Source organism: Leptolyngbya sp. BC1307, from assembly GCF_002286735.1.
Lineage (GTDB): Bacteria > Cyanobacteriota > Cyanobacteriia > Phormidesmidales > Phormidesmidaceae > Phormidesmis.
In genome coordinates this window covers 1-1,527 of record NZ_NRTA01000133.1, presented here as the reverse complement: position 1 = coordinate 1,527, position 1,527 = coordinate 1, and the positions used below count along the sequence as shown (strand labels likewise).

Below are 1,527 nucleotides of genomic sequence, written 5' to 3'. Positions count from 1 at the left end.
GCGTTTTAGCCCATTCAGCGTCGCCTCAAAGCCATGTTCTCCCAACCGGCGGCGGATATTTTCCACTGTTTGGGGCCGACAGTTGAAGGCTTCGGCGATCAACTGGTCTGTCCAGTTCGGCCCTTCGGCATCTGCCTTTAGCAAAATCTGCGCACGACGAACCTTTTGGCTGCTACCGTTCAACCGTTTGATGACTTCGTGCAGTTCACTCTTCTCTGATTCACTCAATCGGACGATGTATCGTTTTTGCATAAAGCCCTCGTTCGCTTTATCCCAATCTCCCCCATTACAACACTCTTGACAACCCTCATTCTTAAACTTGACGCTGCACTAGACAGAATCATCTCATATATCAAGATTTTTGCCTTCTTGGTGTATGCGGTCATCTTCTGGTTCTTATTTGGCTTAGCGGCTGACTATTCCTTCCCGTATGGTCAGGCATTAGATCTTATTTCTTCGTGTTTTACTGGCTCTGTTGCCTCCAAAGTCAACTGGTTACAACAGCAACTACAACAAGAAGATACAGACTTGCAGCCTAGTGGCCGCAATCAGAAGTTCAAAAGACTCAACAATCTAGAATCACAAGCATGGCTATACGAAGGCATCTTAGAGCGTATAGGAGCACAACCTTCTGTAAATCATGAGAAGATTGCTAAGACGATAGAGGCACTTGAGTATAAACGAAATAAGGTATCAGAGGAACTTCAACCGATAAAGCCTTGGAAGTATCGTACCTTCTCAGGAATACAGGAGTCTACTCGCAGGTTTCTAGCTAGCCAAGCTGAAAAGGATTATGAGCAGCTTGAGAAGCTAGTCAGGAACTTAATTCTTTTTACTAATAGCAGACAACCATCTCAAGCCATTCTTTCAGAAGTGATTGATGAGCTATCGAATGAGATAACGCGGAACTCCAAACGTATCAGTCCATATCGCCTTCGTCTTGCCTATAAGCTTGATGGGCTACTGGATATCATATCATCGCGTCTGTTGCTGTACTCTTCAGACCTACAGACTAATAATGATTATCAATCTACCGTCAATGAACTGAAATCTCAGATCAAAATTCTATCAGAGGAATTTAATAGCCTTCTGAGAGCTAGGCAAGAGGATCAAACCCAAGCAAGTAGAAGCGCGAAAAGTATGTCTGAGCTGACGGAAGCTGTCTCATCTCTTCACGGAGAAATTGTCAGACGTAATACCGACATAGAAAACTTGCAGCAGAGCCGTCAGCAGCTAACGGAACTAGCACATCGAAAAGATACACAAATAAATAGACTAAAAAGCTCTACATCTGAACTGCAAAGACATATTCAAGAGGCAGCAGGAGTTAATCAGCAGGTACAGTCTCGAATGAACCACATGCAGAGACAGTTATCTCAACTGGGCCAAGAAAGAGATAGCTTTCAAGAAAACGCAAATGCTATGGCCAGGGGCGCATCTAGGTGTTGTGGGAGGGGTGCTTTAGAACGCTCGAAGGGACGAGGGGAAACAAGTCATCAAATCGCTGATTGACCCAAGCAACTCTGA

The 1,527-nt window shown here is 44.6% G+C and carries 2 protein-coding genes; one reads left to right on the top strand and one right to left on the bottom strand.

Going from position 1 to position 1,527, the window contains the following annotated elements; all coding sequences use genetic code 11:
- A partial coding sequence (locus CKL79_RS22360) for a helix-turn-helix domain-containing protein (RefSeq protein ID WP_170944003.1) occupies positions 1-252 on the bottom strand: 252 nt, incomplete at its 3' end.
- A gap of 45 nt (positions 253-297) precedes the next feature.
- Between CKL79_RS22360 and CKL79_RS22355 the strand changes: the two genes are divergently transcribed.
- The gene (locus tag CKL79_RS22355; RefSeq protein ID WP_141242289.1) at positions 298-1,512 is read left to right on the top strand and encodes a hypothetical protein; all 1,215 of its coding nucleotides are present in this window, start codon (positions 298-300) and stop codon (positions 1,510-1,512) included.
- Positions 1,513-1,527 lie beyond the last annotated feature (15 nt).